This window comes from Candidatus Pelagibacter sp. PS_34, assembly GCF_059417845.1.
This window is the reverse complement of sequence record NZ_CM182068.1, coordinates 93,954-120,000: the sequence shown is the minus strand read 5'-3', so window position 1 is coordinate 120,000 and position 26,047 is coordinate 93,954. Positions and strand designations below refer to the sequence as shown.

The 26,047-nt window shown below is 30.5% G+C and carries 22 protein-coding genes, 2 tRNA genes, 2 rRNA genes and 1 riboswitch (1 of these 27 running past the window's edge); of the genes, 6 read left to right on the top strand and 20 right to left on the bottom strand.

Features of this window, described 5'->3' with window-relative positions; all coding sequences use genetic code 11:
* The 4 genes from AC5SL3_RS00625 to AC5SL3_RS00610 all read right to left on the bottom strand — a co-directional run.
* Positions 1–411 (bottom strand): 23S ribosomal RNA (locus tag AC5SL3_RS00625); it reaches 2,343 nt to the left of the window's first position.
* A 149-nt stretch (positions 412–560) separates the two neighbouring features.
* Positions 561–636 (bottom strand) — tRNA-Ala (locus AC5SL3_RS00620).
* 11 nt (positions 637–647) lie between these two features.
* Positions 648–724: transfer RNA gene (locus tag AC5SL3_RS00615), tRNA-Ile, on the bottom strand.
* 98 nt (positions 725–822) lie between these two features.
* A 16S ribosomal RNA gene (locus AC5SL3_RS00610) occupies positions 823–2,297 on the bottom strand.
* The 16S and 23S rRNA genes sit together here with 2 tRNA genes alongside, the layout of an rRNA operon.
* A gap of 330 nt (positions 2,298–2,627) precedes the next feature.
* On the opposite strand from AC5SL3_RS00610, the gene AC5SL3_RS00605 reads away from it, so the two are divergent.
* The gene (locus AC5SL3_RS00605; protein ID WP_494578215.1) at positions 2,628–3,926 is read left to right on the top strand and encodes a M23 family metallopeptidase; all 1,299 of its coding nucleotides are present in this window, start codon (positions 2,628–2,630) and stop codon (positions 3,924–3,926) included.
* 2 nt (positions 3,927–3,928) lie between these two features.
* Here the strand turns inward: AC5SL3_RS00605 and AC5SL3_RS00600 are convergent, their stop codons facing one another.
* The 5 genes from AC5SL3_RS00600 to AC5SL3_RS00580 are packed head-to-tail and all read right to left on the bottom strand — an operon-like array spanning position 3,929 to position 8,658.
* On the bottom strand, positions 3,929–4,405 hold the full coding sequence (locus tag AC5SL3_RS00600; protein ID WP_494578213.1) for a DUF4167 domain-containing protein: 477 nt from the start codon (positions 4,403–4,405) through the stop codon (positions 3,929–3,931).
* Between the two features lie 14 nt (positions 4,406–4,419).
* The gene (gene prmC / locus AC5SL3_RS00595; protein WP_494578211.1) at positions 4,420–5,262 is read right to left on the bottom strand and encodes a peptide chain release factor N(5)-glutamine methyltransferase; all 843 of its coding nucleotides are present in this window, start codon (positions 5,260–5,262) and stop codon (positions 4,420–4,422) included.
* Between the two features lies 1 nt (position 5,263).
* The gene (gene prfA / locus AC5SL3_RS00590; protein ID WP_271741242.1) at positions 5,264–6,337 is read right to left on the bottom strand and encodes a peptide chain release factor 1; all 1,074 of its coding nucleotides are present in this window, start codon (positions 6,335–6,337) and stop codon (positions 5,264–5,266) included.
* 5 nt (positions 6,338–6,342) lie between these two features.
* The gene (ispG, locus tag AC5SL3_RS00585) at positions 6,343–7,443 is read right to left on the bottom strand and encodes a flavodoxin-dependent (E)-4-hydroxy-3-methylbut-2-enyl-diphosphate synthase (RefSeq protein WP_494578209.1); all 1,101 of its coding nucleotides are present in this window, start codon (positions 7,441–7,443) and stop codon (positions 6,343–6,345) included.
* A 3-nt stretch (positions 7,444–7,446) separates the two neighbouring features.
* Entirely contained in the window at positions 7,447–8,658 is a 1,212-nt protein-coding gene (locus AC5SL3_RS00580) for an aspartate kinase (protein WP_494578208.1), read from the bottom strand.
* Between the two features lie 65 nt (positions 8,659–8,723).
* Here AC5SL3_RS00580 and ubiG point away from each other — a divergent pair, with 65 nt between their 5' ends.
* Positions 8,724–9,446, top strand: a complete 723-nt coding sequence (ubiG, locus tag AC5SL3_RS00575) for a bifunctional 2-polyprenyl-6-hydroxyphenol methylase/3-demethylubiquinol 3-O-methyltransferase UbiG (protein WP_494578207.1) — start codon at positions 8,724–8,726, stop codon at positions 9,444–9,446.
* Here the strand turns inward: ubiG and AC5SL3_RS00570 are convergent.
* Both AC5SL3_RS00570 and argJ read right to left on the bottom strand, forming a co-directional pair.
* Complete coding sequence (locus AC5SL3_RS00570) at positions 9,443–9,874, bottom strand: DUF1178 family protein (RefSeq protein ID WP_011281766.1); 432 nt, start codon at positions 9,872–9,874, stop codon at positions 9,443–9,445. The two genes, ubiG and AC5SL3_RS00570, sit on opposite strands and share 4 nt — an antisense overlap.
* A gap of 41 nt (positions 9,875–9,915) precedes the next feature.
* Positions 9,916–11,217 carry a bifunctional glutamate N-acetyltransferase/amino-acid acetyltransferase ArgJ gene (gene argJ, locus AC5SL3_RS00565; RefSeq protein ID WP_494578205.1) on the bottom strand — a complete coding sequence of 434 codons (1,302 nt, stop codon included), beginning with the start codon at positions 11,215–11,217 and terminating at the stop codon, positions 9,916–9,918.
* Between the two features lie 65 nt (positions 11,218–11,282).
* Here argJ and secA point away from each other — a divergent pair, with 65 nt between their 5' ends.
* Positions 11,283–13,847, top strand: a complete 2,565-nt coding sequence (secA, locus tag AC5SL3_RS00560) for a preprotein translocase subunit SecA (RefSeq protein WP_494578203.1) — start codon at positions 11,283–11,285, stop codon at positions 13,845–13,847.
* Here secA and AC5SL3_RS00555 read toward each other — a convergent pair.
* Positions 13,842–14,948 (bottom strand): acetyl-CoA carboxylase carboxyltransferase subunit alpha, encoded by a 1,107-nt coding sequence (locus tag AC5SL3_RS00555; RefSeq protein WP_011281763.1) that lies wholly within the window; start codon positions 14,946–14,948, stop codon positions 13,842–13,844. The two genes, secA and AC5SL3_RS00555, sit on opposite strands and share 6 nt — an antisense overlap.
* A 91-nt stretch (positions 14,949–15,039) precedes the next feature.
* A riboswitch (glycine riboswitch) is annotated at positions 15,040–15,127 on the top strand.
* Positions 15,128–15,197: 70 nt separating this feature from the next.
* Here AC5SL3_RS00555 and AC5SL3_RS00550 point away from each other — a divergent pair.
* Entirely contained in the window at positions 15,198–17,393 is a 2,196-nt protein-coding gene (locus AC5SL3_RS00550; RefSeq protein ID WP_494578201.1) for a malate synthase G, read from the top strand.
* Here the strand turns inward: AC5SL3_RS00550 and recR are convergent.
* The 5 genes from recR to kdsB all read right to left on the bottom strand — a co-directional run bounded on the left by recR (position 17,380) and on the right by kdsB (position 21,707).
* Positions 17,380–17,991 (bottom strand): recombination mediator RecR, encoded by a 612-nt coding sequence (gene recR / locus AC5SL3_RS00545; protein WP_006997394.1) that lies wholly within the window; start codon positions 17,989–17,991, stop codon positions 17,380–17,382. The two genes, AC5SL3_RS00550 and recR, sit on opposite strands and share 14 nt — an antisense overlap.
* Positions 17,992–17,995: 4 nt before the next feature.
* Entirely contained in the window at positions 17,996–18,313 is a 318-nt protein-coding gene (locus AC5SL3_RS00540) for a YbaB/EbfC family nucleoid-associated protein (protein ID WP_006997395.1), read from the bottom strand.
* A 3-nt stretch (positions 18,314–18,316) separates the two neighbouring features.
* Positions 18,317–19,990, bottom strand: a complete 1,674-nt coding sequence (gene dnaX / locus AC5SL3_RS00535) for a DNA polymerase III subunit gamma/tau (protein WP_494578199.1) — start codon at positions 19,988–19,990, stop codon at positions 18,317–18,319.
* A gap of 144 nt (positions 19,991–20,134) precedes the next feature.
* Entirely contained in the window at positions 20,135–20,965 is an 831-nt protein-coding gene (locus AC5SL3_RS00530) for a prephenate dehydratase domain-containing protein (RefSeq protein ID WP_018413803.1), read from the bottom strand.
* A gap of 1 nt (position 20,966) precedes the next feature.
* Positions 20,967–21,707 carry a 3-deoxy-manno-octulosonate cytidylyltransferase gene (kdsB, locus tag AC5SL3_RS00525; RefSeq protein ID WP_494578198.1) on the bottom strand — a complete coding sequence of 247 codons (741 nt, stop codon included), beginning with the start codon at positions 21,705–21,707 and terminating at the stop codon, positions 20,967–20,969.
* A gap of 104 nt (positions 21,708–21,811) precedes the next feature.
* On the opposite strand from kdsB, the gene AC5SL3_RS00520 reads away from it, so the two are divergent.
* Positions 21,812–22,351 (top strand): c-type cytochrome, encoded by a 540-nt coding sequence (locus AC5SL3_RS00520; protein ID WP_026362699.1) that lies wholly within the window; start codon positions 21,812–21,814, stop codon positions 22,349–22,351.
* Here AC5SL3_RS00520 and argF read toward each other — a convergent pair.
* Genes argF through AC5SL3_RS00505 form a run of 3 tightly spaced genes read right to left on the bottom strand, consistent with a single transcriptional unit; the run spans position 22,343 to position 25,257 of the window.
* Positions 22,343–23,272 (bottom strand): ornithine carbamoyltransferase, encoded by a 930-nt coding sequence (gene argF / locus AC5SL3_RS00515; protein WP_494578197.1) that lies wholly within the window; start codon positions 23,270–23,272, stop codon positions 22,343–22,345. The two genes, AC5SL3_RS00520 and argF, sit on opposite strands and share 9 nt — an antisense overlap.
* Positions 23,273–23,274: 2 nt before the next feature.
* Positions 23,275–24,441: an aspartate aminotransferase family protein gene (locus AC5SL3_RS00510; RefSeq protein ID WP_494578196.1), complete on the bottom strand. Its 1,167-nt coding sequence runs from the start codon at positions 24,439–24,441 to the stop codon at positions 23,275–23,277.
* Positions 24,442–24,444: 3 nt separating this feature from the next.
* A complete protein-coding gene (locus AC5SL3_RS00505; protein WP_494578194.1) occupies positions 24,445–25,257 on the bottom strand; it encodes an ABC transporter permease in 813 nt (270 codons plus the stop codon).
* A gap of 123 nt (positions 25,258–25,380) precedes the next feature.
* On the opposite strand from AC5SL3_RS00505, the gene AC5SL3_RS00500 reads away from it, so the two are divergent.
* Entirely contained in the window at positions 25,381–25,881 is a 501-nt protein-coding gene (locus tag AC5SL3_RS00500; RefSeq protein ID WP_006997403.1) for a GcrA family cell cycle regulator, read from the top strand.
* The last annotated feature ends 166 nt before the right edge of the window (positions 25,882–26,047 follow it).

Below are 26,047 nucleotides of genomic sequence, written 5' to 3'. Positions count from 1 at the left end.
GGCTTAGAGGGTGGTCCCCCTATATTCGAGCAGGATTTCTCGTGTCCCGCTTTACTCAAGAATTTTGTTAGACATTACTCATACGGGACTATCACCCTCTATGGTTAGCATTTCCAAACTATTCAAATTTTTCTAACAAAACTACTGGCCTACTCCGCGTTCGCTCGCCACTACTAACGGAATCTCAATTGATTTCTTTTCCTCTGGTTACTTAGATGTTTCAGTTCTCCAGGTTGTCTCTTTAAACCTATGTATTCAGTTTAAAGTACCACATAAAGTGGTGGGTTTCCCCATTCGGAAATTTTCGGATCAAAGCTTACATACAGCTCCCCGAAACTTATCGCAGTATATCACGTCCTTCATCGGCTTTCAGTGCCAAGGCATCCACTACACGCCCTTAAACGCTTGATTTATGCACAGAAAAAAATTCTTTTAACAGAAAATTTATCTATGTTGTGATCAAATTTTTATTTTGAACATTAAATAATAACTTTTAATGTTCGGATATAGATATTGATATAAATTATTTTTATTTACAGTTTTAATAACTAAATGTTTCCTGGTGGAGGATACAGGGATCGAACCTGCTACCTCCTGAATGCAAATCAGGCGCTCTCCCAGATGAGCTAATCCCCCATTTAGGTTTTTGGTGGGCCGAGAAAGACTCGAACTTTCGACCCCACCCTTATCAAGGGTGTGCTCTAACCAACTGAGCTACCGGCCCTACAAGAAGGAAACATTACTTTAAGAAGAGAAATGAGGACGGTCAACATTACCGATGTATATTATTTAGAGTGAAATTTTACTTTCACTCATCCTTAGAAAGGAGGTAATCCAGCCGCAGGTTCCCCTACGGCTACCTTGTTACGACTTCACCCCAGTCGCTGACTATACCGTGGTCAAGGGTTTAAAACCTTGCCTTAAGGTAGAACCAACTCCCATGGTGTGACGGGCGGTGTGTACAAGACCCGGGAACGCATTCACCGTGGCACGCTGATCCACGATTACTAGTAATTCCAGCTTCATGCACTCGAGTTGCAGAGTGCAATCCGAACTGAGGCATCTTTTCGGGATTTGCTTAACGTTGCCGTTTTGCTTCCTGTTGTAGATGCCATTGTAGCACGTGTGTAGCCCAACACGTAAGGGCCATGAGGACTTGACGTCATCCCCACCTTCCTCCAGCTTATCACTGGCAGTTCTTTCAGAGTGCCCAACTTAATGATGGCAACTAAAAGTGAGGGTTGCGCTCGTTGCGGGACTTAACCCAACATCTCACGACACGAGCTGACGACAGCCATGCAGCACCTGTGTTTCGTCCGGCCGAACCGAAAACTCTAATCTCTTAGAGTCGCGACGAACATGTCAAGTGTTGGTAAGGTTCTGCGCGTATCTTCGAATTAAACCACATGCTCCACTACTTGTGCGGGTCCCCGTCAATTCATTTGAGTTTTAACCTTGCGGTCGTACTCCCCAGGCGGTGTGTTTATCGGTTTCCCTGCGACACTGAAAATAAATTTCCAACGTCTAACACACATCGTTTACGGCATGGACTACGAGGGTATCTAATCCTCTTCGCTACCCATGCTTTCGTTCCTCAGTGTCAGTAATGATCCAGAAAGCTGCCTTCGCAATTGGTATTCTTTCTAATATCTACGAATTTCACCTCTACACTAGAAATTCTGCTTTCCTCTATCATACTCTAGCTGAAAAGTTTTGATGGCAGTTCCAGAGTTAAGCTCTGGGATTTCACCACCAACTTTTTCAACCACCTACGAACTCTTTAAGCCCAGTAATTCCGAACTACGCTAGGTCCCTTCGTATTACCGCGGCTGCTGGCACGAAGTTAGCCGGACCTTCTTATTCGGGTACAGTCATTTTCTTCCCCGACGAAAGAGCTTTACAACCCAAAGGCCTTCTTCACTCACGCGGCATCGCTGCATCAGAGTTTCCTCCATTGTGCAAGATTCCCCACTGCTGCCTCCCGTAGGAGTTTGGGCCGTGTCTCAGTCCCAATGTGGCTGATCATCCTCTCAAATCAGCTATTGATCATAGTCTTGGTAGGCCATTACCCTACCAACAAACTAATCAAGTGCGGGCTCATCCAATGGTGCATAAAGCTTTCTCCGTAAAGACTTATCCGGTATTAGCACAAGTTTCCTCGTGTTATTCCAGGCCAAAGGGTAGATACCCACATGTTACTCACCCGTCTGCCACTAAGTATTGCTACTTCGTTCGACTTGCATGTGTTAGGCGTGCCGCCAGCGTACGTTCTGAGCCATGATCAAACTCTCAAGTTAAAAAACGGCGCACACTAGCTTCATATATAAATTGTAAGAATACAATCCATACGATTTTGAAGTGTGTACGACAAATTTTGGTAACCTTAACCGTCCACACTTCTCTTCTTAAATTTTTACTTTTTAAATAGCTAATTGGGTCTAAAACGCCCAATAATCCTCACTAATCTATTGAGTAAACAATAATTTTACTGAGAAAGTGTGCTGCTTATAAGCTAAAATAAAAGTAAATCAAGCATTTAGCATTTAAATAAATGCTCAAATATATCAATAAATACTAGGTTTTTTTTGATTTTTAGTCATTACTAAATTAATAATTCAAAGTTCATGATGATATTTAGTTCAAATAAAATAATAAAAACAATAAAAAAAAACATTGAAATTACTTTTCTTTTCTTACTAGTGTTAATTACGATTTCAAGCACCAGTTTCTATAACGAAAAAAAAGTATTAATAGATGAAAATTACAAAAATTTAATAAATAATATTTATTTCCAAAAAAGTATTAATCAAATTTTTGACAATCTAGTTCCAAGATATAAAAATATTGATCATAAAATTTCTAGTGGTGAAACTTTTGATAAAATTTTAAATAATTACTCAATACCAAATGAAGAAATTAATCAGATCAAAAAAAAATTAAATTCGGATTACAATATAAATAATCTTCAGCCAAATCTTGAAATAAAAATTACTATTGATCAATCAAATAATAAAAAAATTACTTCTTTTTTATTTCCAGTTTCTAGAACAGAAAAAATTCAATTAACAAGAAATCTAGATAATAACCTTTTTGAAAAAAAAACAATTATTACAAATTTAAATAAAAAAATTATTTTTAAAGAAGGAAAAATTACACAAAGTTTATATAAAACAGCTATTGATTTGAAGGTTCAGCCAAACGTAATTATTGAGTTTGCAAGAATTTATGGATTTCAAGTTGATTTTCAAAGAGATATTAGAAAAAATGATAATTTTCAAATTATGTATGAAGTGTTTGAAGATGATGATGGCAAAATATTTGAAACAGGTAATATAATTTTTGCAGATCTAAAACTAAGTGGGAAAAATAATGCATTATATTATTTTGAAAAAAAAGGGAGTGAAGGACACTATGATGAAAATGGTAAGAGTGTTGAAAAAGCATTGATGAAAACTCCTATTAATGGTGCAAGACTTTCTTCTGCTTTTGGAATGAGAAAACATCCTATTGATGGTTTTAATAAAATGCATAGAGGAACTGACTTTGCAGCCCCAATGGGTACTCCTATTATGGCATCTGGAAGTGGACTGATAACGAGAGCGAGATGGTGTGGTGGTGGTGGAAATTGTATTAAAATAAAACATAATTCAACTTATGAAACTATTTATGCTCATATGAAAAATTTTGCTAGAGGAATAAAAGAGGGAATAAGAGTAAAACAGGGTCAGATAATTGGTTATGTCGGGTCGACTGGAAAATCTACAGGTCCACATCTACATTATGAAGTAGTTGTAAATGGAAAGAAGGTTAACTCTCAAAAATTAAAGTTGCCTTCTGGCAAAACACTTAAAGGAAAAGAAAGAGAAATATTTGAGGTAGAAAAAATTAAATTAGATGTTTTAAAATCAGAATTAATTATTGGATAAAATTAACTAGCAGCGACTTTCTTTTCAACCACTTTTTTATCTACACTTTTTACAACTTTTTTAACTTCAGGCTCAGTCACTTCTTTTTTGACTGTTTCAGCTTCAGTTTTGATGATTTCTTCAACTTTTTTTTCTGAATCTACTGGTTTAATAGTTGCAGTTGCAGGTGAATTTACTCTAGCCATTCTAAGGCTTTCTTGCTCGTTTTGAACTCTTGTAAAATGATCCGCATGTTGAAAATAATTTTCAGATAAAATTTTATCTTCATTAGCTAAGGCCTCTCTTGCTAAATCATTGTATTTTTCAATAAGTTTAACGGCATTATGATTATTTCTACCTGGAACTTTTCTTTGAAAATTATCGTTGTTAGAAAATTTTGACCCTTCATTATTACTTCTAAATGGAGGTCTTCTATTATTATTACTTCTAAATGGAGGTCTTCTATTGTTATTACTATTATTACTTCTAAATGTTACCATAATATTTTTTCAATTTAAATTTTAGTGCTGATTACGCAGCGATCATTATTGCCATAATCTTTTATGGCTTTGTTAACGTAAAAACCTTCTTCTTTTAATATTTTTATAACTTTATTTTTTTGATTAAAACCTATCTCTAAAATAAATTTACCATTTTTCTTAATCAGAATACTTGCCTTATTGATTACTTTTCTGATTTTTGAAAAACCATCAAACCCACCACTTAAAGCTAACTTTGGCTCAAAATTAACTACATCTTTTTCCAAATATTTTAAACTTAACTGTTCAATATATGGAGGGTTTGAAACAACTATATCATATTTGCCATTATTAAAATTGTCAACACTTGAGTGAAAAAACTTTACTCGATTAGTTAAGTTTAGTTGTTTTGCGTTAAATTTGCTTACATTTATACTTTTTTTAGAAATATCTATTCCAGTTCCATAAAAATTAGATCTCTCTTTTAGTATGGATAAAAGAATGCATCCAGATCCAGTTCCTATATCAAGAAGTTGTAAATGATCATCTTTTGAATAAATCTTTAAAACCTGTTCTATTATTAGTTCACTATCAGGTCTTGGAATTAGCACATCTTTATTAACAAAAAATTCATCTTTCCAAAACTCTTTTTTATTTATTAAATAAGCAATTGGTTCACCTTTTTTTCTTCTTTCAATTAAACTTTTAAATTTTCGTAATTGCTCTGAGTTCAAAACTTCTTTAGGATTTAAAATAATATGCTTTTTATCTCTTTTAATCGAGTTGGATAATAATATCTCACTATCAAGTTGAGGATTTGCTATCTTATTTTTTTGCAGGATATCTATTCCTTCATTTAAAATATTTTCTATATTCATTTTAATTAAGATTGCTCAATTTTTCTTCTTGTGCTTGCAGCGTTAAGCTTTCTACCATTTCGTCAAAGGCTTCACCTTCTAAAAAAGCTTCAAGTTTGTGTAGGGTTAGATTAATACGATGGTCTGTTACTCTTCCTTGTGGAAAATTATATGTTCTAATTCTTTCAGAGCGGTCTCCTGTTCCTATTTTGCTTTTTCTATCCTCTGATCTTTCACCTTCTATTCTTGATCTTTCTAATTCATAAAGTCTTGATCTTAAAATTAACATCCCTTTTGCTTTATTTTTGTGTTGCGACTTTTGATCTTGTTGAGATACAGATAGACCTGTTGGAATATGAGTAATTCTCACAGCACTATCAGTTGTATTAACAGATTGTCCACCTGGGCCACCAGCTCTAAATACATCAATTCTTAAGTCTGAATCATTTATTTTTATATCAACCTCTTCTGCTTCCGGTAGTACGGCCACTGTTGCAGCAGAAGTGTGAACTCTTCCTTGAGTTTCTGTATCTGGAACTCTTTGCACTCGATGAACTCCACTTTCATACTTCAATGTTGAATAAATATTTTTTCCTCTAATTGATGCGATAACTTCTTTCAGTCCCCCTGCCTCACTCTGAGACATACTTATTAATTCTAATTCCCATTTTTTTTGATGACTAACTTTTTCATACATCTTAAAAAGATCTGCAGCAAATAAGCTTGCCTCCAATCCTCCTGTACCTGCTCTAATTTCTATAATTGCATTTTTTTTATCTGCCTCATCTTTTGGTAATAAAAATAGTTTTAATTTTTTTTCTATAGTTTCGTTTTCTAATTTTAAATCTTTTAATTCTACTTCAGCCATTTCTTTAAACTCATTATCACTGCTAGAATCGCTTAATATTTTTTCTAGATCTTTTTTTTCTCCCTCATAAGAAAAATATTTTCTAGCATCATCAATTACTTCGTTTAAATCGGAGTATTCTTTTGATTTTTCAGCAAAAAGTTTTTTATCCACTTCACCTGATGATAATTCTTTCTCCAAAATAGAATGCTTAGATATTAAATCTTCAATAGTTTTTAGAGGTATCATTGTATTTATAATTTTTTATCAAGTTCGGCAGCTTTTTTTTCAACTTCACTTACAACTCTTGATATTATGTCTTCTGATAAAACTTTTTCACTTTGAATGCCAGATAAATAAAGCATATTATTACCTTTCCCACCTCCAGTAATTCCTATATCTGTCATCGCTGCTTCACCAGGTCCATTAACCACACAGCCAATAATCGATAATGTTAAAGGGGTTTTGATGTGAGCTAATTTATCTTCTAATATTTTTACCGTGTCAATTACTTGGAATGCTTGTCTTGCACATGATGGACAAGATATAATTTTTACACCTCTATTTCTTAAATTAAGTGACTTTAATATTTCATTACCAATTTTAATTTCTTTAACTGGATCATCAGACAAAGAAATTCTTATAGTATCCCCTATTCCATCCATTAAAAGTGAGCCAAGTCCTATTGATGACTTAACACTACCCGATACAAAACCTCCAGCTTCTGTGATCCCTAGGTGTAATGGATAATCTGTAACTTTTGATAGTTGACGATACGCTGCAATAGATAAAAAAATATCTGAAGATTTTACACTTATCTTAAAATTAAAAAAATCTTGATCTTCTAAAATTTTAATATTTCTCAGTGCACTTTCAACTAAAGCTTCCGGGCATGGTTCCTTATATTTTTCTAAAATATCTTTTTCAAGAGAGCCAGCGTTAACACCTATTCGAATAGAGCAATCATTATTTTTAGCAGCACTAAGTACATCGTGTATTTTTAATTTATCCCCTATGTTGCCTGGATTAATTCTTAAACATTTTGCTCCATTTTCGGCAGCTTCTATTGCTCTTTTATAATGAAAATGAATATCAGCAATTATTGGAACCGATACATGTTTTGTAATTTCCTTAAGAGCTAACGAAGATTCTTCATCTGGGCAAGAAACTCTAACCAGATCAGCACCCTCTTCATGAATATCATTAATTTGTTTTATTGTGGCCTGAATATCAGTTGTTAAAGTGTTGGTCATTGATTGAACAGAAATAGGATTATCACCACCTATTTTTACATCACCAACATTTATAACTTTAGTTTTTTTTCTATGAATGTCTCTAAATGGTCTTAAGCTCATAAGTTAATCTAACTTAAATTCTTTGTGAAGCACTGCTACTGCTTTTTTTATCTGTTTATTTGAAATTAAAACTGAAATTTTAATTTCAGAAGTTGAAATAACCATTATGTTAATCTTTTTTGAAGCTAGAGCTTGAAACATTCTATAGGTAATTCCTGGGGTTGTAATCATACCCACACCAATAATAGATACTTTTGAAACATTATTGTCATATGTAAGTTTTCTAAATGAAATTTTTTTATTTTGATTAATTATTTTTTCTGTTTTTTTTACATCCTCAGATTTAATTGTAAAAGTTAAGTCTGTTTCTTTTCCATTTAAAGAAATATTTTGAACTACCATATCAACATTAATTTGATTAAGTGATAATGGTTTAAAAACAGCAGCTGCTACTCCTGGTCTGTCCTTAACGCCCACAATCGTAACTTTAGAATCATTTTTTGTAGAAGTAATTCCAGTTATTATTTGATTACTGAAAGTTTTTTTTGCACCAGTTATTAATGTGCCTTTCTTTTTTTGAAATGAAGATTTAACTGAAAAATTAATATTATTTAGTTTTGCATCTTGCACAGATGTAGGTTGCATAACCTTTGCGCCTAATGATGCCATCTCTAACATTTCATCATAGGAAATTTTATGAATTTTTTTGGCTTTAGGATGATTTCTTGGATCTGTAGTATAAACACCATCTACATCAGTGAAGATATCACACGCATCAGTATTAAAAAATTTTGCAAGCATTATTGCTGATGCATCAGTTCCACCTCTGCCCAGTGTTGTAATTCTATTTTCTAAGTTAATGCCTTGAAAACCAGTTATGATAGGTATTCCACCTGATTTCATGAAACTAAGTATTTTTCCTTTATTGATTTTGCTAATTCTTGAAGAGCTGTAAGGTCCTTCTGTAATAATTGGTAGCTGCCAAGACATCCATGATCTAGCTTTAAAACCAAGGTGTTTTAATCTACCAGCAATTAATGCACAAGTTGCTTGTTCTCCTGTTGCTAACAAAACATCATATTCTGCTGCATCAAAGTTATTACTTAATTCTTTTGTTTTTTTTATTAATTCATTAGTTGTGCCACTCATTGCAGATGAAACCACAATGACACCCATTTTCTTCTTTTTGTAAGAGGAAATAATTTTTGCTACGCTCTTTATTCTATCTATACTTCCAACGGAGGTTCCACCGAACTTTAATACAACAGTTTTCATTGATAATTTTGTAATTTATATTTGATAAAATACATCTTAATTGTTATGTCCACAAGTTATCTATTATGAATTCAATAAATAAAAAAGAAATTGAGAAATTTTCCAAAATTGCTGAAGAATGGTGGGATCCTAATGGTAAATTCAAACCATTGCATAATTTTAATCCAATAAGAATTAGATATATAAAAGAAAATATTATCAAAGATTTTAAAATTAAATCATCTGATAAGCCGTTAAAAAATATTAAATTACTTGATATTGGTTGTGGTGGAGGGTTATTATCTGAACCAATGTGCAGACTAGGAGCAAGTGTTGTTGGCATTGATGCATCAAAGAAAAATATTGAAGTTGCAAAATTTCATGCAAAAAAAAATAAACTTAAGATTGACTATAAAGTTGCATCTCCAGAGATGTTAAAAGATAAAAAAAAATTTGATGTAATTTTGAACATGGAAATAGTTGAACATGTTAATGATATAGACTTTTTTATTAAAGAAAGTTCAAAATTATTGAAAAAAAATGGAATAATGTTTATCGCAACCCTTAACAAAACATTAAAATCTTATGTATTTGCAATAGTGGGTGCTGAATATATTTTAAAATGGCTTCCAATTGGAACACATGATTGGGAAAAATTTGTTAAACCTAGTGAGCTAATAGATATAAGTAAAAAAAACAATCTATCTCTTAAAAAATTAGATGGAATGAATTTTAATATATTAGATAATAGCTGGAAAGTAACAAATGATACTTCTGTTAATTATATTACAAAATTTATAAAAAATTAGTTCGTAGTATCTTTTATCCAAGGCAGTATTTCTGCTTTTATACCCTCTTCCTTTAATTCGTTAAGATCTTTTTTTGTTGCGGTACCATAAATACCTTTGGCTTTTTTTTTGTCTTTATAATGTAGAGACCTTGCCTCATAAGCAAAATTTTCTCCCACATATTCAAAATTTTTTTTTATAAATTCTTGATATTTATAAATTGTTTTTTTTATTTCTTTATATTTTTCACTGGATGAATCAATGTCTGTTAAAATATTTTTTGAAGTACTCACATTAGGAGACATCAAGCCCTTTCCAACATTTAAAGAATTACAAAAATGACAATTTAAGAATTTTTTCTTTTTAAGTTTTTCATATTCCTTGGACGATGAAAACCAACTATCAAAAGTAGTTTCACAATCTTTACATATGAGCTTGTATTTGATCATGGTTTATAGTTAATAATTAATAAAGTTAATTCAATATCAAATTAGCTTCTATAATCAGCATTAATCTCAATATATTTTTTTGTTAAATCCATTGTGTAAGCAGTAAAACTTTTTGATCCCATATTTAAATTTACTGAAATATCTATTGATTGACTTTTCATATAGTTAGCCGCTTCATTTTCTTTATAATATTTAAAAATTTGTCCTTTTTCTATAATCTTAATACCACCAAAGTTTATTGCTAATTTTTTTAAATCTATTTTCACTCCAGATTTTCCTATGGCCATTATTATTCTACCCCAATTTGGATCTTCTCCTGCGATGGCTGTTTTAACAAGATTTGAATTCGCAATAGAAAAAGCTATTACTCTTGCTTCTTTCTCACTTTTTGATTTAACTATATTGATTGTAATAAATTTAGTAGCTCCTTCACCATCCTTAACCACTCTTTTTGACAAATTTAATAATACTGAATGTAGGGCTTTATCAAAACTAAATATCTTTTTATCATTAATATTATTAATGATTGAGTTTTTTACTTTTCCTGTTGAAAAAATAGAAACCATATCATTAGTACTAGTGTCACCATCGCAACTAATTGCATTAAAAGTTGTATTAATATTTTTCTTTAATAGTTTGTTTAAAATATCGTTTGAAAGATCTGCATCTGTAAAAACATAACCTAATGTGGTCGCCATGTTTGGAAAAATCATTCCTGATCCTTTAGCAATCCCATAAATCTTAACATTTTTATTTCCTATTTTGCATTCCTCCATAGAAATTTTTGGCTGTAGGTCTGTTGTCATTATGCCTAATGCAGCTTTCATCCAGGTAAATTTATTTTGTGTGTATTTAATTTTTTTGATTAATTCTGGAATGTTCTTTTTAATTTTTTCAGTTGGATATTTTTCTCCAATTGTCCCTGTGCATCCAAAAAGTACTTGATTTGATGATATCTTCTTTGGAAAATCTTCGTCTTCAGTTTGTTTTTTTGTTAATTGTAATGCTGCTTCTTCTGCTATTTCTTTTAAACCTTTGTAACCATCTGATCCTGTAAATGCATTAGCATTTCTAGTATTAATAATTAGAGAGCTTATTTTTTTACTTTTAATATTTAAATTCCACTTAATGTTCTCTGAAACTATTTTTGATTGTGTATAAACAGATGCATAGTTTGCCCCGTCTCTAAAATAAAACATAACCAAATCATCCCTAGGTTTGCTGTATAAATTTGCACAAACTGTGGATATTGAAACTCCATCTAGATGTTCTAAATCTTGAAAGTCACTATTTTTTGACTTTAAATTTAGTGAGTTTATAAAGTTTTTAACGTTTATTGGCATGTGTTTAAAATATTTATTTAATACTTATATTAAAAGTTATAATTAATTATATACCAGAAAATTAAATGCTTAATCCCTTAAATTTTATCACAAAGTTTATTAAATCTAGCAATCAAAAAGAGCTCGATAGAATTAACAAAATAGTTGTAAAAGTTAACTCCTTAGAAGCTTCTGTTAAAAACCTTAGTAACGAAGACTTTCCTAAAAAAACTACAGAATTGAAAGATAGACTTAAAAATGGTGAAAATTTAGACACCCTATTGCCTGAAGCTTTTGCACTTGTGAGAGAGGCTTCTAAGAGAACAAGAAATGAGAGACATCATGATGTTCAAATACTTGGAGGTGTTGTGCTTCACGAGGGCAAAATTGCAGAAATGAGAACTGGTGAAGGTAAAACTTTAACAATAAGTCTAGCTGCTTATTTAAATGCTCTGACAGAAGAAGGGGTGCATATAGTTACTGTAAATGACTATCTTGCAAAAAGAGACTCGCAAGAAATGGGGGAGATATATAAATTTTTAGGATTAACTTTTGGTTTTATAAATAATGACCAAGATGATCTTGAAAGAAAAAAAAATTATAATTTTGATATTACATATGCAACTAATAGTGAATTAGGGTTTGATTATCTTAGAGATAATATGAAATTTTCAAAAGAACAAATGGTTCAAAGAGGACATGTTTATACTATTGTGGATGAAATAGATTCTTGTTTAATTGATGAGGCTAGAACGCCACTTGTAATATCGGGAGCTGCTGAAGACAAAACAGAACAATATCTTGCAATTGACAAACTTATAAAAAGATTATTACCAGAACATTATGAGATTGATGAAAAAGATAAAAATATATTGCTTACCAATGAGGGAATAAATAATGTAGAAAAAATATTCTCTGATGCTGGAATTCTAAAAAATGATAACTTTTATGACCCTGAAAACTTAAGTTTAGTTCATCATGTAAATCAATCTTTAAGAGCTCGTCATCTATTTGAAAAAGGAAAGGATTATATTGTTAAAGATGGAACATTAAAAATTATTGACGAACTTACTGGTAGAATATTAGAGGGAAGAAGATTTGGAGATGGCTTACACCAAGCACTTGAAGCCAAAGAAAGAATAGATGTTCAAGCTGAAAATCAAACTCTAGCATCAATAACTTATCAAAATTACTTCAAGCTCTATAATAAAATTTCAGGATGTACTGGAACTGCAGCAACTGAATCTCAGGAGTTTTATGAAATATATAATTTAGTTGTGGTTATCATCCCTACAAATAAAGAAATGATTAGAAAAGATTGGAATGATCAAATTTTTAGAACTGAAGAAGAAAAAAATAAAGCTATCATTGAAAAAGTTCTGGAGTGTCACAGGCAAGGTCAGCCTATATTAGTTTTCACTTCTAGCATTAATAAATCAGAAATTTATTCAAAATTACTAAATGATGAAAAAATTAAACATGTAGTTTTAAATGCAAAAAATCATGAAAATGAAGCTGAAATCATTGCAAATGCTGGAAAAATGAATTCAGTTATAATCACAACAAGTATCTCGGGTAGAGGTGTTGATATCCAGTTAGGTGGGAAAAAAGGAAGTCAACCTGATGATGAACTTTTAGAAAATAAAAATAAAATAAAATCACTCGGTGGACTATTTGTTATTGGTACAGAAAGAATGGAATCTAGAAGAGTTGATAACCAAGCCAGAGGAAGAGCTGGTAGACAGGGTGATGAAGGAAGTTCAATTTTTTATGTTAGTTTAGAAGATGACTTAATGAGAATTTTTGGTTCAGAATCTATGAATAATATTCTTCAAAAATTAGGCTTAAAAGATGGAGAAAGTATTGATCACCCCTGGATTAATAAAGCACTTGAAAGGGCGCAACAAAAAGTTGAGGCTAGAAATTTTGATATAAGAAAAAATTTATTAAAATTTGATGACGTGTTAAATGATCAAAGACATGTAATATTCTCTCAAAGGAATGGCGTGATGAATAGTGAAAAAGTTTTTGATTATTCAGATGAATTCTTATCTGAAATTATTAGTCATCTAATCAGCTTAAAAACACAGAAACTATCAACAACTAAAAATAATGAATTTAATAATCAGTTAAAAACTTTACTAGGAAAAAGTGTTGATGATAATGAATTTAAAAATGTTACTGAATTAAAAGATGAAGAGTTCAAAAATAAAATTAATTCTAAATTTTTAGAAGCAAGAAATGAAAGAATTAAAATGTTGGATGAAGAAAAAGCAAAAGAAGTTGAAAAAAGAATTTTTCTTCAGTGTATAGATTTAAACTGGAAGTCACATATTCAATATCTTGAACAACTAAGACAAGTTATTGGCCTAAGATCTTATGGTCAAAGAGATCCATTAGTTGAGTATAAAAAAGAAGCCTTTTTTCTTTTCGAAAACTTATTGAATAAATTGAAAATGGATTTTGTTACAATTTTAATAAATTTAAAAATAGTTCAAGAACCTAGTGAAAGTATTTCAAGACCATTAAAAAAAGAAACATCTAACGATCCAAAATGTTTACTAATAAAAAGAAAAAATGAAAAAATTTCAAGAAATGAGAAATGTGAAGCTACAGGTAAAAAGTTTAAAAACTGTTGTGGGGCCTTATAAAGAAAATATAAAATAGCCCAATAAAACTATTACTCCAAATAAAACTGCTAAATTTAACTTTGATTTAAAGAAGTTTTTAATAAATAAATTAACCTTACTTTCTTTCATGCTGAGTGTACTTAGATCGTCTATTTGATTTACGAAACCTTTAGATCTTCCAATAGTTAAAAATTTATTTTTTCTATGATTAAAAATTTCTTCTCCACTCATGTTAAAAAATTCATTCAAATTTTTTTCAATCGATTTTCTTACGTTATCTAATATTAGGTCTCTATCTCTGTGGGCACCACCAATTGGCTCTGGAATAATTTCATCAATTACTTTTAGTTCTAAAAGGTCTTTTGAAGACAATTTCATAGCTTTTGCTGCTTCTAAAGTTCTTTTAGGGTCTCTCCATAAAATGGTGGCACAGCCCTCTGGAGATATTACTGAGTAAATTGCATTTTCTAACATGATTACCTTGTTAGATGAAGCAAGTGCTATTGCCCCTCCTGATCCACCTTCTCCAATAACAATTGCAAGAGTTGGGACGTTTAAAGACATGCAGCACTCAATTGATTTTGCAATTGCCTCTGCTTGACCTCTTTCTTCCGCTCCTACACCAGGGTAAGCTCCGGGTGTGTCTATAAAAGAAATTATCGGAATGTTAAATTTATTTGCTAATTTCATTAATCTAATTGTTTTTCTGTAACCTTCAGGTCTCATCATTCCAAAATTTCTTTCAATTCTACTTTCAAGGCTGTCCCCTTTTTCTTGACCAATAACTAAGACAGATTTTTCATCAAATTTTGCAAATCCTGCTAATACGGATTTGTCTTCTCCATAATATCTATCACCTGACAATGGGATAAAATCCTCAAATAAATTATCGATAAAAAATTTTGCTTTAGGTCTGTCTTCATGTCTTGCAACTAGAGTAGTTTGCCAGGGGTCTAAGTTAGAGTAAATCTCTTGTAGCTTATTATCTATCTCTTTTTGAGACTCAGATATTTTTTTGGTATCTACTTCCGAAAGACCATCTTGATTATAAGGGTCTTTAAGTTTGTCTATTTCTATCTCTAAATTTTTAATATCTGTTTCAAAATTTAAATAATTTTTCATATGATTGTTTAATTATTAATTAATTGAGAAAAAAGGCAATAAAATGTTTTAAATAATTTATATTTGACATAATTCTATTAAAGGTTACTCTTAATTGATATCGGGAGAGACTATTAGATAATAGCGCCGAAGGAGCAACCACCCCGGAAACTCTCAGGCAAATGGACCGATAACAAACATAACACTCTGGAAAGAGATTTATCTCGCCGATGGAGCAAAACTCTCAGGCAAAAATACAGATGGGGTAAAATGGGTGCTATGAAAGAACAATATACAAAAATACACAATCTATCAGTTTCTAATAAATTGCTTAACTTCGTTAATGAAGAATTGCTTAAAGATACAAATATTTCTTCTGAAAAATTCTGGGAAGGCTTCGACCAAGTAGTTCATGAGCTAGCCCCAAAAAATAAAGAGCTATTAAAAATAAGAGAAGATTTACAAAAAAAAATAGACGATTGGCATATTGCTAATAAAGGTAATGAAATCAATTTAGAGGAGTATAAAAAATTTTTAAAAGAAATTGATTATTTAAAAGAAGTGGGCCCTGATTTTAAGATCAAAACAAATAATGTTGATGAAGAAATAACTAGTATTGCTGGACCTCAATTAGTAGTTCCAATCATGAATGAAAGGTATGCACTGAATGCTGCTAATGCTAGATGGATGAGTTTATATGATAGTTTGTATGGCACAGATATAATTGAGCAATCTGAAGATAGTACTTCTCAGAGATATGATCCTTTGAGAGGTGAAATGGTCATAAAATATGGAAGAGACTTTTTAAAAAAATACTTTCCTCTAGAAAATTTTGAATGGCATAATATTACAGGCTTTAAAATTGATAATGGCTCTTTAACAGTATTAAAAGATAGTAATAAATCATCTTTAAAAAATAAAGATAAATATATTGGTCATAGAGGAGAGGCCAATGATCCATCAGCAATAATTTTAAAAAATAATAATCTTCATATAGAAATAATTATAGACCCAAATGCTTTTAGCGCTCAACAAGATCCTGCTAAAATTAGTGATATTATTGTTGAAGCTGCAGTTTCAACTATTTGTGATAATGAAGATAGTGTTGCCGCAGTGAATGCTGATGACAAAGTTATTTGTTATCGTAATTGGCTTGGACTTATGAAGGGTGATTTGAAATCAACTTTTGAAAAAAATGGAAAGACTTATGAGCGTAAATTAAATCCTGACAGAAGTTATATTTCTAAAGATGGAAAAGGATTAAAGCTACATGGAAGAAGTTTATTATTGGTAAGGAATGTTGGGCACCTTATGACTAACTCAGCAATCACTTTAAAAGATGGTTCTGAAATACCAGAAGGTATTATGGATGCCTTTATAACTTCAGCAGCTTGCGTTCATGATATTAAAAAAAAAGGTAATTCTAGAACTGGTTCCATTTATATTGTTAAACCAAAAATGCATGGTCCTGATGAAACCTCATTTACTGATTTAATTTTTACTAAAGTTGAAGAAGTTTTAGGATTGGAAAAATACACCTGTAAAATTGGAATTATGGATGAAGAGAGAAGAACCTCTTCTAATTTAAAAGAGTGCATTAGAACACTTCAAAATAGAGTATTTTTTATTAATACTGGTTTTTTAGATCGTACTGGTGATGAAATGCATACTTCAATGGAAGCTGGTCCTATGATTAAAAAAGGAGATATGAAATCTTCTAAATGGATTGGGGCATATGAAAATAACAATGTAGACATAGGTCTTCAATGTGGTCTTTCTGGTAAGGCTCAAATTGGCAAAGGGATGTGGGCTATGCCGGACAAAATGAAAGAGATGATGGAACAAAAAACTGGCCATCTAAATGCTGGTGCAAATTGTGCTTGGGTTCCCTCACCTACAGCAGCAGCTCTTCATGCTCTTCATTATCATGAGATAAATATTTTTGAGAAACAAAAAGAAATTCAAAAAAGGGAATCTGCAAAACTGGATGACTTGTTAACAATTCCTGTAGCAGATAGACCAAACTGGTCAATGGAAGAAATTAATTCCGAAATTTCCAATTCTGCACAAACTCTTTTAGGGTATGTCGTCAGATGGATAGATCATGGAGTTGGCTGTTCAAAGGTACCCGATATTAATAATGTTGGTTTGATGGAGGATAGAGCCACTTTAAGAATTTCTTCTCAACATATAGCTAATTGGATACATCACGATATTTGTACAAAATCACAAGTTATGGAAGTAATGAAAAAAATGGCAAAAATTGTTGATGATCAAAATAAAAATGATGGTGCCTATACTCGCTCTGGAAGAGGAAGCTACGAAATGATGTCTGAAAATTTTGAGCAATCAATTGCTTTTAAGACAGCTTGTGATTTAATCTTTAAAGGTAAAGAGCAACCTTCGGGTTACACAGAACCGTTATTACATCTAAATCGATTATTAAAGAAATCTAGTCAGAATTAGTTTTAATTCCAGTTCTGTTTTTAAAAGCTGAATATAAAGTACCATCATCGAGACTTTCTATTTCACCACCAACAGGAAGTCCTTGAGCAAGTTTTGTAACCTTAGTAGAAGTTTTTTTTAAACTATCCTCTATGTAATAAGCAGTAGTTTGACCTTCTACTGTTGCACTTGTTGCTAGTATAACTTCTTCAATATTTTCTCTTGAAACTCTTTCTACTAATGAATTAATCAAAAGATCCTCTTTTCTCTGGCCGGCAGAAGAAATAGTGCCACCAAGAATATGAAAGTAGCCTTTATAGATATTTGAATTTTCAATTGACCATTGATCTGCAATGTCTTCAACTACACATATTTTATTATATTTTTCTTTTGAATTTTCACAATTGTTACAGCCTAATGAATTAGATTTTAAAGTACCACAAGATTGACACCTAATAACATTTTTATAAACTTGCGCCAAAGTGTTTGCCATTGGCTTTACAAGTTCATCCCTATTATTAATAAGTTTTAATACAATTCTTTTTGCTGATTTAGGACCTAAGCCAGGAAGTTTAGAAATTAATTTAATTAACTCTTCTATCTCATTAATATTTTGCATATTCTTAAAGCGGCCATTTAAAACCAGGAATACCTAATCCACTTGTAGACTTAGAAATTTCTTCAGATGTCTTAGATTTTAATTCTGATTTTGCATTATTATGGGCAGCCACTATCAAATCTTCGATTATAATTTTATTTTCCTTTAATATTTCGTCCGAAAGGTCAATTTTGATCATTTCATTTTCACCATTTAAAGTAACCTTTACAGAATTTGAACCAGACGTTCCTTCTACCTGAATGTTCTTTATTTTTTCTTGGCTCTCTTTCATTTTAGCCTCTAATTCTTTTGCTTTATCTAAAATTTTTGTAAAATCAGTCATTCTTTAATCTTCTTTTCTAGGTTTAACATCAATAAGTTCTGCGTCAGGGAAATTTTTTATAATATCTTTATAAATTGAGGAGTTCTTTACACTTTCTATCAGTTCTTTTTTTTCATTAATTTCTTCTTCTTTTTTTGATGGCTGCCCTTTGGTTTTGCTTAGACTTATAATCCATCTCTCATTAGTCCATTCAAAAAGTTTTGTTGAAAGATCTTTAATAAAATCTTTATCTAAATCTTCATTAAATGAGATTTCAATTCTTTTGTTCTCAAAACTTACAAGGTTAACATTTTTTTCTAATTCATATTTTAATTTAATCTCTTTTTTAGAAGAGCATGCTTTTAATAGATCATCAAATGAATTTATAAGACTGGTATTTATTTCAATGTTATTATTTTCTTTTTCTTTGATATCTTTTTCCTGAACAATATTTTTCATTTGCCCTATTGTTTCAGATTTATCTTTTATTCCAAAGATATCTTCGTTTGTTTTTTTTGGGGAAAAAGATGTTTGGTTTTCACTTTCAGATAATAGTTTGCTATCTTCTTTATATTTTTCACTTTCCTGTTTAATGCTTTTTAAATGAATTAATCTAATTAAGAACATTTCCATTGATAAATGTTGATTAGAAACAATATCAAGCTCCTCAAGTGTTTTAATAGTAAATTGCCAAAATAATATTAAGGTCTCATTGTTAACTTTTTCTGAAAGATCTTTAATTTTATTAAACTCTTCATCATTCAATAAAAAATTATTACCATCCAAATTTAGTGAATCAATATTTTTAAAATAATATAAGAGCTCTAAAAAATCATTAATAAAAATTTTTGGTTCAACACCCTGGTTATATATTTCTCTGTAAGTGTTGAGAACTTCAGTTTCTTTACCTTCAAATATCAATTCAAATAAATCAATTAATTGAGACTTATCAAAATAACCAAATATTTTTTGTGCTGCTGCAAGATCTAATTCTTTATCTTTATCCAAAGTAAGTAGAGCTCTATCAAGTAACGATAGCGCATCCCTAACTGAACCCTCAGAAATTTTAACAATTAATTTAAGAGCATCATCTGATGCGTTACCATTTTCTTTTTCTTTAATTTTCTTAATAAAATCAAACAACTCTAAAGATTTAATTCTAGATAAATCAAATCTTTGACAACGTGAGACTACTGTAATTGGAATTTTTTTTATTTCTGTTGTTGCAAAGATAAATTTTAAATATTCTGGTGGCTCCTCTAAGGTTTTTAACAATGCATTGAATGCTTGTTTGCTAAGCATGTGAACTTCATCAATTATAAATATTTTATATTTAGCAGTAGTTGGGCCATATCTAGAAAATTCAATAAGGTCTCTTACATCGTCCACCCCTGTTTTACTTGCTGCATCCATTTCCAATACATCAATATGATTTGAGTTAGAAATGGCATTACAATTTTCACAAAGTTCCTCTTTACACAAATTATCTATTCCATTTGAACAATTTAGAGATTTTGCAACAATCCTTGCTGTTGTCGTTTTTCCTATTCCTCTAATTCCAGTAAAAAGATAGGCATTAGGCACTTTATTAGCCTTAATAGAGTTAGAAATTGTTTCCGCAACAACATCTTGCCCTATAAGATCATTAAATGTCTGAGGTCTGTACTTTAAAGCTAAAACTTTTGTATTTTTATTCATTTTATATAAAGGAGACTAGAACCTGAATAACTGTCTCTACGACTGCTTCCGTTAAGATCTGGTCGGGTTCAAGCAGTATCCACCTCTAGCCTCCAAAACTATTATAACAGTAATGTTTTCTATTCTACAAGAAAAGTTTCTAAGTTATTTTTCTCTAAACTTATCAGCCTCAAAAACACCTAGTACGTGAAAATCTTGGCAATGAAGTCCTAATTCTTCTAAAGACTTTTGTACTTTTGGATTGTCTATGTGTCCCTCTAAATCACATAAGAAAAAATATGACTCAAAGGAATTTTGCTCTGGATAGCTTTGAAGTTTTGTAAGGTTAACTCCATTGATCGCAAAACCACCTAATGATTGATAGAGAGCTGCAGGCTTGCTTTTTAACTTAAATAGAAAAGAAGTTATGTATTTCTTATCACCAAAATCAGGCTGTAAAACTTCATTACCCATTACCAAAAACCTCGTAGCATTCCCTTTTTCATTCTCAATATTTTTTGAAAGTATTTTTAGATCATAAATTTCAGCACTTAAAGTAGAAGCAATTGCTGCTTCCGTTTTAATTTTAGACTTTGAAATTGTCTCAGCCGAACCAGCAGTATCTGCACGAATATGTTCAACTAAATTATTTTTTTTAATAAATTTAGAGCACTGTGACAAAGCTTGAGCGTGAGAATAAACATCTTTGATATCATTTAAATTGCTATCTGGCTGTCCTAATAAATTATGTTCAATTTTCTGAAAATGTTCCGCATAAATATTAAGTCTATACTTAAAAATAAGATATTCGATTCCAATATTTCCTGTAATTCGATTTGATTCTGGAATTACCATTCTCGAATTTTTATCTTGTGATGTTTTTAAAAAACATTCATCAAATGTCTTACATGGAATTATTTCTGCTTTAGGATCTATTTCTAGTGCTGCTAAATGTGAATAAGCACCGAATGTTCCTTGAAAATAAATTTTGGTCATTTTAGGATTTATATTCCATAATTTTTTTTATAGCTAGATAATCTTCTTTTGTATCTACACCAATGGGAGAAAAGTTTGCCAAAGCAACATTGATTTTCAGATTATTATCCAATGCTCTTAACTGTTCTAATCTATTTTTTTTTTCTTTAAATGTTTGGTCCAGACTAACAAATTTTTTTAATGTACTTGTTTTATATGAATAGATTCCAATATGATGATAAGTATTTTGATCATTTCTTGAAAAACCATCTCTAGTAAAATTTAATGCTATTGGAAAATTATTCTTTTCTAATTTTGTTTCTGTAATAACCTTAACTATATTTTGATCAATTAACATTTTATCATTTTTAATTTCTGCTGCTAGCGTTCCAATTCCAGAATTACTATTAATCATAAAGTTATTTAAATTTATAATATCATTTTTATCGATATTTGGTTCATCCCCTTGCAGGTTTAATATAAAATCAATGTCTTTAATATTAAGCTTTTCGTAAGCCTCAAAAATTCTATCTGTGCCAGTTTTGTGAGTGTTACTCGTCAAAACAGCTCTACCACCATTTTTTTCAACATCATCGAGTATTTCTTGATCTTCGGTTGCTACTACTACCTCGCCAATATTTGTTTCTTCTGCCTTTTTAAAAACATGAGAAATTATTGATAAATTATTAATTGTTAAAAGTGGTTTACCTGGCAATCTACTTGCTGACATTCTTGATGGAATTAATATTAATGTTTTAGCCATTATAAATTTACCAATTTGTGCGTCTAACAGACGCAAAATTAAAAAATTAAAAATTAAGTATTTTTTTAATTATCATGTTATATCTGCAAAATAATAAAATTTATATGGATTCGTTCGAGCTTAATAAAATTATTGCTGCTATTTTAATGGTTGCGCTTCTTGTAATTGGTTTAGGAAAAGTTGCTGATGGTGTCTTTCATGTAAATAAACCAGAAAATCCAGGGTATCAAGTTGAAGTTGAAGGACAACCAGCTTCCACAATATCCCAAGTTGCTGAAGTTGAGCAAAAAGTAGACATTGCCGCTATAATGGCTCTAGGCGATGTAACTTCAGGTGAGAAAATTTTTAAAAAATGTGCAGCATGTCACTCTATTGAAAAAGGTGGTCCAAATAAAATTGGTCCTGCTCTTTATAACGTAGTAGGCAGTAAAGTAGGTGCTGTAGAAGACTACAAATATTCTAAAACTTTAGCCTCATATGGTAAAGACTGGACTTTTGAAGAACTTAATGGTTTTTTAACTAAACCTAGCTCATATTTGAAAGGAACAAAAATGTCTTACGCTGGCTTGAGAAAAGAAGCAGATAGAGCCTCGATTATTAAGTACCTAAATCAAAATAGTGATAGCCCTAAACAGCTACCTTAATTTACCAAAACAATATAATAAAATACTTTTTTGAACATGCACTCTATTTAGAGCCTGCAGCCATACTTCAGAATTTTTTCCCAAAAAAACATCTGCTGTAACCTCTTTTCCCCTTGGAAGACAGTGTAAAAAAGTTGTATCTTTTTTAGCAAAACTCATCAATTTTGAATTGATTTGAAAGTTTCTAAAATCTTTAATTTTTTTATTTTTATCAACTTTATCGTTCAATGAAATTACTTTATCTGAAAAAATTACATCAGCATTTTTAACTGCTTTTTTAGCATCATTAAAGATATGAATTTTTCTTTTATTTTTTTTTACCCAATCTAATACAAATTTTTTAGGCCCATAATTCTTGGGACAGCCAATATTTAAGTTAAATGAAAATTTAACTGAAGCAGCAATCAAACTATTTAGAACATTATTAGAATCTCCAATCCAGCAAATATTTAATTTGGAAATAGATTTTTTTTTAATCTCTTCAACTGTGAAAATATCTGATAGCACTTGTGTTGGATGAGACGATGGACTTAAACCATTTATTACTGGTATCTTTAAGTATCTGCTAAATTCTTCTATTTTTTTATCACTATCAGTTCTCAGCATAAAACCATCCCCATAAGTAGATAAGATTTTAGCAGTATCTGCTAGACTTTCCCCACCTTTTCCTAGGTGTAATTCGTTAGCTCTAAGTGTTATAGTTCCTCCACCTAGTTGTTTTATTGCAAGGTAAAAACTTAATCGCGTTCTCAAACTTGCTTTTTCAAACATTTGAATGAGTAACTTGCCTTTTAAAGGTTTATCTTTATCAACCTCTAGAGTGTTATAATTTTTTCTTTTTTGTTTTCTGTTCTTTGCGTCAATGATGATTTTTTTAAGATCTGCTGAAGGTATATCTTTAAGGTTGATGAAATGTTTCATATTTATTTATAAGTAGAACACACTTTTTTAATAATATTTATTGCTGTTTTTATTTCTTCTTTTTTAACATTAAGAGGAGGTAATATTCTAATAACATTTTCAGCCGCTCTAATTGTTAATAATTTATTATCCATTAGTTTCTGTATAAATTTTGTTTGATCGTTATGAAGTTGTAATCCCATTAATAAACCAACGCCTCTTACTTCTTTAATTATTTTAGGAAACTTTTTTCTCAATATATTTAATTCTGAATGAAAGTATTTTGATAATTTTTTAACATTTGAAAGAAATCCTTTTTTTAATATTTGATCTAAAACAGCATTTCCAACAGACATAGCTAGTGGGTTGCCACCAAATGTTGACCCATGAGTTCCAGCTGTCATTCCTGATGCTACCTTTTTATTCATTAAAACTGCACCTAACGGAAACCCACCTCCAATACCTTTTGCTATTGGGACAATATCAGGCTTAATTTTCGAATTTTCAAATGCAAAAAAATTTCCACTTCTTCCAATTCCACACTGGACTTCATCTAAAATTAATAAAATTTTTTTCTTATCACAAATTTTTCTTAATTCTTTTAAACACCAATTGGGTATAACTTTAATTCCTCCTTCTCCCATCACAGTTTCAACCATAATAGCAGCCGTTTTTTTTGTTATTTTTTTTTTAAAATCTTTATGATTTCCAAATTCAAAATGGTCAAATCCATCAACTTTCGGTCCAAAGCCCTCTGTCATCTTCTTTGATCCACTAGCATAAATTGTAGCTAATGTTCTTCCATGAAATGAATTTTTAACACAAAGAATTCTATTTTTTGAAGGTTGTCCTATCGAATAAAAATATCTTCTAGCAACTTTAATTGCAGCCTCTGTGGCTTCTGCTCCACTATTTTGGAAAATAATAAAGTCTGCAAAAGTTTTTTTTGCCAATCTTTTAGCTAATTTTTCTCCCTCTGGAATGATAAACGCATTAGAAACATGCCAAAGTTTTTTAGATTGTTTGTTAACTGCTTTTATTAAATATGGGTTTGCATGCCCTAAGGAATTTACTGCTATTCCCTGAACAAAGTCTAAATATTTTTTTCCATTAGTAGAATATAAAAAACTTCCTTTGCCATATTTAAAGGAAATTTTTCTTCTATTATAATTTTTTGCTAAAGCGCTCATTAACTAAGATTTAATTTTATAACCTTTTTTGTAAAGAAGAAAAGCAACATACCACATGAGAACACTTAATATAATTAGATAGATTAATCCTACTGTTATCGATCCATCTGATTTTCCTAAGAAGCCATATCTAAACCCATCAATCATATAAAAGAATGGATTTATGTGACTAATATTTTGAAATAATTCTGGCAGTTTATCTATAGAATAAAATACACCTGATAAAAAACTTAATGGAGTTATTATAAAATTTGTTACAGTTGCTGTATGATCAAATTTTTCAGCCCAAAGGCCAGTTATAAAACCAAGACTTCCAAGAATAAATGCACTTAAAAAACCAAATACAAAAATATAAAAAATATTATAAATTGTGATATCAACTATTAATGAAAAGACCGCTATTGAAATTATAGCTATTAAAAAACTTCTTGTTAAGGCAGCCAGTATTATTGCCATCGACACTTCAAAGGCTGAAAGTGGTGCATAGAGCATGTCAACAATATTTCCTTGAATTTTTCCTATCATTAGTGAAGAAACAGAGTGACTAAATGATTGTGTTAAAATGCTCATTGCAATTAAACCGGGCGCTAAAAAATTTATAAAAGAATAGCCAAGCACATCTCCTCTATTATTGCCTAAAGCTAGGGATAGAACTGATAAAAATAATAAACTTGAAACAAGTGGAGATAACAAAGTTTGCTGCCAAACTGCCATGAACCTGTTACACTCTTTAAGCCATAGGCTTTTAAAGCCAATCCAATTTACAAAGCCAAACTTTTTAACTCCGATATGATATTTTTTATCCAATTCAACCATAAGTAATCATATATAAATTTTAAAAAAAGATGTGTATAAAACAGAAAAATCCATTGTCTTTTTTTTAATCTTGTGTGATCTGTATATAGTTATAAAAATTAATTAACATACTAAATATAGAATATGAGCTGGAACGAAGAAAAAGTAGAAAAGTTAAAAGAACTTTGGGGCAAAGGAAGCACTGCAAGCCAAATAGCTGAAATAATCGGTGGTATTAGTAGAAATGCAGTAATTGGTAAAGCTCATAGATTAAATTTATCATCAAAAATTAAAACTAGAAATGCATCTTCAAGCCAAAATTTTGATAATAGTTCAGAAGAAAATTCTTCTAAGCAAAAAAGAGGACGAAAAAGTAAGTTTCAATCCTTAATTATTGAAAAAGACTTCGAACCAGAAAATCCTAAGAAATTAGAGGAACTAGATGAGAGCTCTTGTAAATGGCCTATAGGTCACCCTGAAGAACAATCATTTTATTTTTGTGGACGATCGTCTTTAAAAGATTTTTCATATTGCAAACTTCATTTACTATATGCCTATCAGCCAAAAGGAAGAAAAGAAGAGCCTGTAGCTGATAAAGATGAAGAGACACCTCAGTATATTGATAAAAAAATTAATACTGCTTAATAATTTTTTAATTTAATTAATCTTAATTTTTTATTTCTTATTCTTTCCATTAAACCCTCTGATCAGAGATTTTATGATTAGATAAATTAGGTAAGAGAAAATTGAGAATATTAAAAAATAAATAATATTAATTATCATAAATAATCATACAATTTTAGTATAGGAA